This is a genomic window from Kribbella albertanoniae, from assembly GCF_004348455.1.
Lineage (GTDB): Bacteria > Actinomycetota > Actinomycetes > Propionibacteriales > Kribbellaceae > Kribbella > Kribbella albertanoniae.
The window spans coordinates 1-5,125 of sequence record NZ_SMKA01000418.1; the positions used below are offsets into that span (position 1 = coordinate 1).

4 protein-coding genes are annotated in these 5,125 nt (G+C 67.6%); 2 read left to right on the forward strand and 2 right to left on the reverse strand.

Annotation, left to right across the window (positions count from 1 at the left end; translation table 11 throughout):
- Nucleotides 1-478 precede the first annotated feature (478 nt).
- On the forward strand, nucleotides 479-1,870 hold the full coding sequence (locus E1261_RS43135) for an MFS transporter (protein ID WP_238176812.1): 1,392 nt from the start codon (nucleotides 479-481) through the stop codon (nucleotides 1,868-1,870).
- A gap of 74 nt (nucleotides 1,871-1,944) precedes the next feature.
- On the opposite strand, the gene E1261_RS43140 is transcribed toward E1261_RS43135, so the two are convergent.
- Both E1261_RS43140 and E1261_RS43145 read right to left on the reverse strand, forming a co-directional pair.
- Nucleotides 1,945-2,559: an SRPBCC family protein gene (locus E1261_RS43140; RefSeq protein ID WP_132415887.1), complete on the reverse strand. Its 615-nt coding sequence runs from the start codon at nucleotides 2,557-2,559 to the stop codon at nucleotides 1,945-1,947.
- A gap of 48 nt (nucleotides 2,560-2,607) precedes the next feature.
- Entirely contained in the window at nucleotides 2,608-3,159 is a 552-nt protein-coding gene (locus E1261_RS43145; protein WP_132415889.1) for a single-stranded DNA-binding protein, read from the reverse strand.
- A gap of 134 nt (nucleotides 3,160-3,293) precedes the next feature.
- On the opposite strand from E1261_RS43145, the gene ettA reads away from it, so the two are divergent.
- Nucleotides 3,294-4,976 carry an energy-dependent translational throttle protein EttA gene (ettA, locus tag E1261_RS43150; RefSeq protein WP_132415891.1) on the forward strand — a complete coding sequence of 561 codons (1,683 nt, stop codon included), beginning with the start codon at nucleotides 3,294-3,296 and terminating at the stop codon, nucleotides 4,974-4,976.
- Nucleotides 4,977-5,125: the final 149 nt, after the last annotated feature.

Consider the following 5,125-nt stretch of genomic DNA (forward strand, 5'->3'; position numbering starts at 1 on the left):
GCTGGCACCGGCCGCGAGGGGATGGGGGGAGGGATCCCCCCCGAACCGGTCGCGGATCCACCCCGAACCGGTTCGGGGAAGGGGGTTCGTTGTCCCCGTTCGCTGCGGATTTCCCTAACGTCCGAATGGCCGGAGGGTGGCCCTCCGATCGTTCGGACGTTAGCGGGGAGCCGGGGTTAACGTCCGAATGGCCGGAGGGCGGCCCTCCGATCTTTCGGACGTTAGTGGGGAGCAGCGATTGACGTCCGAAAGATCCGGAGGCCACGCCTTAACACGGAGGCCACGCCTGCGGGTTCTTCGGACGTCGTGGCGGCGGGGGACCGGGACACTCTCGAGGGGACCTTAACTGGCCTGGGGGGGATCATCGCTGTACCTGCCTCGGCGCGAACGAATTTGGCAGACTCGTACGCGACCTGCAGGATCGAGACCGACCGCGCAACTGTGCGCAGAGCGGAATGCCTTGCCACGGACCGACGCAGTGCCGAGTAGTCCAACCGAGGGTGGGGTGCCGCCGGGGGTTGGAGCAGCCGTCCCGGATGCGCCACACGCGCGGATCGTCATCACGATCGCTTCGCTGGGCTTCTTCCTGATCACGCTGGACATTTCGATCGTCAACGTCGCCCTGTCCCGGATCCGGACCGAGCTCGGCGGTGGAACGACCGGCCAGCAGTGGACGATCGACGGCTACACCCTCTTGTTTGCCGCGTTGCTGCTGTTCGCGGGCAACCTGTCGGATCGGATCGGCGCGAAGAAGGCTCTCGGAGCGGGCATCGTCGGCTTCGGACTGGCTTCGGCCGCCTGTGCGGCCGCGCCCACGATCGGCGTACTGGTCGCCGCCCGCTGCGCGCAAGGCGCTGCCGCGGCGATCATGCTTCCGGCGTCGATGGCTCTGCTGCGTGAAGCGTTCCCCGACCCGCGCCGCCGAGCCGGTGCACTCGGCGTCTGGGCGGTCGGCGGCGCTGTCGCCGGACTGGTCGGACAGCCTCTCGGTGGGTTGCTCACGACTCTCGACTGGCGATGGGTCTTCACGATCAACCTGCCCGTCTGTGCCGGCATGGTCGCCTTCCTGGTGGCGGTGGCGGCCTCGCCCACCCGGCCGTCCCGCTTCGACTGGGCCGGCCAGGTCCTCGCCGTCGTAGCCTTGTCCACCCTGGTCTACGGGCTCATCGAAGGCGGCCATCGCGGGTTCATCCACCCCACCGTCGTCGCCGCGCTTGCGATTGCCGTGATCACCCTTGTCGCCTTCCTGGCTGTTCAGGCCCGTGGCCGGCACCCGATGATGCCGCTGGAACTGTTCCGGGCGCGCGGCTTCCGGCTGGCGCTGCCCGTCGGCTTCGCCTTCATGGTCGGCAATTACGGCAACGTGTTCGTCGTCAGTCTGTTCCTCCAGCAGCACCTCGGACTGTCGCCACTGCACGCCGGACTGGCGTTCCTGCCCGCCGCCTTCTTCGCGATCGCCGGGAACCTCGCCAGCGGCCCGGTCACCAACCGGTTCGGAGCGCGGGTCCCGGTCGTGGCCGGGCTGCTCTCGATGACCGCTGGGCTTGTTGCCCTGCTCCTCACGGCCCCGCTGGAGTCGCCGGTCGTGACCGCGCTCTGCGTCGTGCCGATCGGTGCCGGCGGATCGCTGGCCATGCCCTCGATCACCGGAGTCGTCCTCGAAGGTGTCGCGGTCGAACATGCAGGAACCACCAGCGCCGTGTTCAACACGTTCCGCCAGATCGGCGGAGCAGTCGCCATCGCCGTCTTCGGCGCCCTGATCGCCAACCCGGACACCTTCCTCGCCGGGCTGCGGATCAGCCTCGGAGCGGCCGCGGCCTTGCTCCTGCTCGCGGCAATCAACAGCACCCGAATCCAGCCGCGAGACTGACGCACCGCAGCAGACCATCCGGCAACCGCAGCCAGGAACTGTCCGTTTGACCAGTCCAGTGAGTCGCCGGAGGTCTAGAGCTCGACTCCAGGAGCGAACTGGGCCATCGAGACCTTGGCCGCCTCGATGGCGTCCTCCTCGGTCGTCGTGCCGGACTCGCGGACGACCTTCAGCCAGACCCGGACGCACTGCTCGTTGAACTTGAGCATCTCCGGCGAGTCGGCGAACGCGACCGGGTTGAAGCCGTCCGGAAGGCCGTCGACGTAGAGCGCGAGGCCGAGCAATCCACCGTCCCAGCCAGGGCCGACGTACAAGGCGCCGCCAGCACCCGGAGCCGGAATCCCCGTCACAATGTGCTCCAGCTCGAGATCCGTCGAGTCGCCGGCCGCCGGGTGCAGCCGGATCTCCAGAAAGCTGTTCGGTCCGCCGTACGTCACCTTGAAGCTCTTGGGGGGCTCGCATTCGAGGATGTCGCCGCCCGCCATGTCCTGCAGCTGGAAGCTGCCGCCGACCTGGAAGTCGCCGGTTGTCGGCCAGAACCAGCGGGCCAGCCGGTCCGGGTCGGTCATCGCGTCCCACAGCTCCTCGGGTGTCGCCCGGTACGCGCGGCGCATCTGCAGGCTCACGGTCTCGCCGGTCCGGCCGACCTCCCGCTGGACAGTGTCGATGTGCTCGAGAATGTCGATCATGCAGCCCAGAATGCCGGGCCGTGCTTATATAAGTCAAGGCTGAGATAGTCACGCCGCCTCAGCCTCCCGGGTGGTGGGGGTGAGAGGGAGGGTGGTCGTGGTGAACTCGTCGGGTGGAAACGGTGCGCCGAGGCCGGGCTCCGCGGTGGCCGACGCTGCGGCCATGTCGGTGCTCGGCAGGGCGGCTGCGGGGGATTCCTGCCGGACCGGGTCGGGCCAGGTGGACTCGCTCCGAGGCGCCGACTTCGTGAAGGTGGTCGTGCCCTTGGACAGGTCGTGGCCGACCGAGATCGCGTCGAGGACGACCTTGGAGCGTTGTTCGCCGGCCTCGGTGGTCCATTCGTGGGTGCGGAGGCGGCCGGTGACGATCACCGGCTGCCCGACGTAGACCGACTCGAAGGTGTTCTGCGCGAGCCCGCGCCAGCACTCGACGTTGAACCAGGTCGTCGGCCGGTCCGACCAGCCGCGGTCGGCGGTGAACTGCCGTGGTGTCGAGCCGATCCGGAACGTCACCTGTGGGGTCCGCCCGCCGACCTCCTTGAACTGAGGTTTGCTGCCGACCCAGCCCTGCACTGTCAGATAGGTCTCGCCCGCACTCATCCTGACCACCGCCCTTTCGATCGCGCTTTGTCACCGGAGAAGATGCACGTGATCGGCCCCCGGATCGGCGACGACTTCAAGGCTGTGGACAACCGGTTGGGCTCGGGCGGTGCCGAGCGCATAGGCTCTGGGGTATGGCGGAATTCATCTATACCCTTCGCAACGTCCGGAAGGCGTTCGGCGACAAGGTCGTCCTCGACGACGTCACGCTGAACTTCCTGACCGGGGCGAAGATCGGCGTGGTCGGGCCGAACGGCACCGGCAAGTCCTCGCTCTTCAAGATCATGGCCGGGCTCGACCAACCCTCCAACGGCGAGGGGCGGCTGGCGGAGGACGCCACGGTGGGGATCCTGCTCCAGGAGCCGCCGCTGAGCGAAGGCAAGACCGTGCTGGAGAACGTCGAGGAGGGGGTCGGCGACACCAAGCAGAAGCTCGACCGCTTCAACGAGATCTCCGCCGAGCTGGCCGACCCGGACGCGGACTACGACACGCTGCTCGGCGAGATGGGTGACCTGCAGACCGAGCTCGACCACCGCAACGCGTGGGACGTCGACGCGCAACTCGAGCAGGCGATGGACGCTCTGCGGTGCCCGCCGCCCGACGTACTGGTCGACAATCTGTCCGGTGGTGAGCGCCGCCGGGTCGCGCTGTGCAAGCTCCTGCTGCAGCAGCCCGACCTGCTGCTCCTCGACGAGCCCACCAACCACCTGGACGCCGAGTCCGTGCTGTGGCTCGAGCAGCACCTGCAGAAGTATCCGGGCGCCGTCCTGGCGATTACCCACGACCGGTACTTCCTGGACAACGTCGCCGAGTGGATCCTGGAGATGGACCGCGGCAAGACCTACGGCTACGAGGGCAACTACTCCAAGTACCTGGAGACCAAGCAGCAGCGGCTCGTCGTCGAAGGTGCGAAGGACGCGAAGCGCGCGAAGATCCTGGAGCGCGAGCTCGAGTGGGTCCGGTCGAATGCGAAGGCCCGGCAGACCAAGAGCAAGTCCCGGCTGGCCCGCTACGAGGAGCTCGCGGCCGAGGCCGAGCGGTCCAAGAAGCTGGACATCGACGAGATCAACATCCCGGCCGGTCCGCGACTGGGCAGCACGGTGCTCGAGGTCAGCAAGCTGGAGAAGGGCTTCGGCGGCCGCACGCTGATCGACGGCCTCAACTTCTCCCTCCCGCGGGCCGGCATCGTCGGCATCGTCGGCCCGAACGGCGTCGGCAAGTCGACCCTGTTCCGGATGATCGTCGGCGAGGAGACGCCGGACAAGGGCACCCTGAAGCTCGGCGAGACGGTCAAGATCTCGTACGTCGACCAGTCCCGCGGCGGTCTGGACCCGAAGAAGACGGTCTGGCAGCAGGTCTCCGACGAGCTCGACTACATCAAGGTCGCGAACTTCGAGATGCCGAGCCGTGCGTACGTCGCCTCGTTCGGCTTCAAGGGCCCCGACCAGCAGAAGCCCACCGGCGTCCTGTCCGGCGGTGAGCGCAACCGGCTGAACCTGGCCCTCACGCTGAAGATGGGCGGCAACCTGCTGCTCCTCGACGAGCCGACCAACGACCTGGACGTCGAAACCCTGCAGTCCCTCGAGGACGCCCTGCTGGAGTTCCCCGGCTGCGCCGTGGTCGTCTCCCACGACCGGTGGTTCCTGGACCGCGTCGCCACCCACATCCTGGCCTGGGAAGGCACGGACGAGGACCCGGCGAGCTGGTTCTGGTTCGAAGGTAACTTCGCCTCCTACGAGGCCAACAAGATCGAACGCCTCGGCCCCGAAGCCGCCCGCCCGCACCGCGTCACCCACCGCAAGCTAACCCGCGACTGACCAAGGTCGTCCCAGAACCCCACCTCCACCACGGAGGTGGGGTTCTTGCATTCCAGGGCGCCAATACTTAGCCCTTGCGCTAAGTGTTGGGTCGAGATAATACTTAGCCTCATGGCACAGTATTCGCAGGAGGTCGATGGCGTGTTCGT

Bases quoted from the DNA above. Each gene is read 5' to 3' on its own strand.
- E1261_RS43140 (WP_132415887.1), bottom strand. From the start codon at position 2,559: ATGATCGACATTCTCGAGCACATCGACACTGTCCAGCGGGAGGTCGGC.
- E1261_RS43145 (WP_132415889.1), bottom strand. From the start codon at position 3,159: ATGAGTGCGGGCGAGACCTATCTGACAGTGCAGGGCTGGGTCGGCAGC.
- ettA (WP_132415891.1), top strand. From the start codon at position 3,294: ATGGCGGAATTCATCTATACCCTTCGCAACGTCCGGAAGGCGTTCGGC.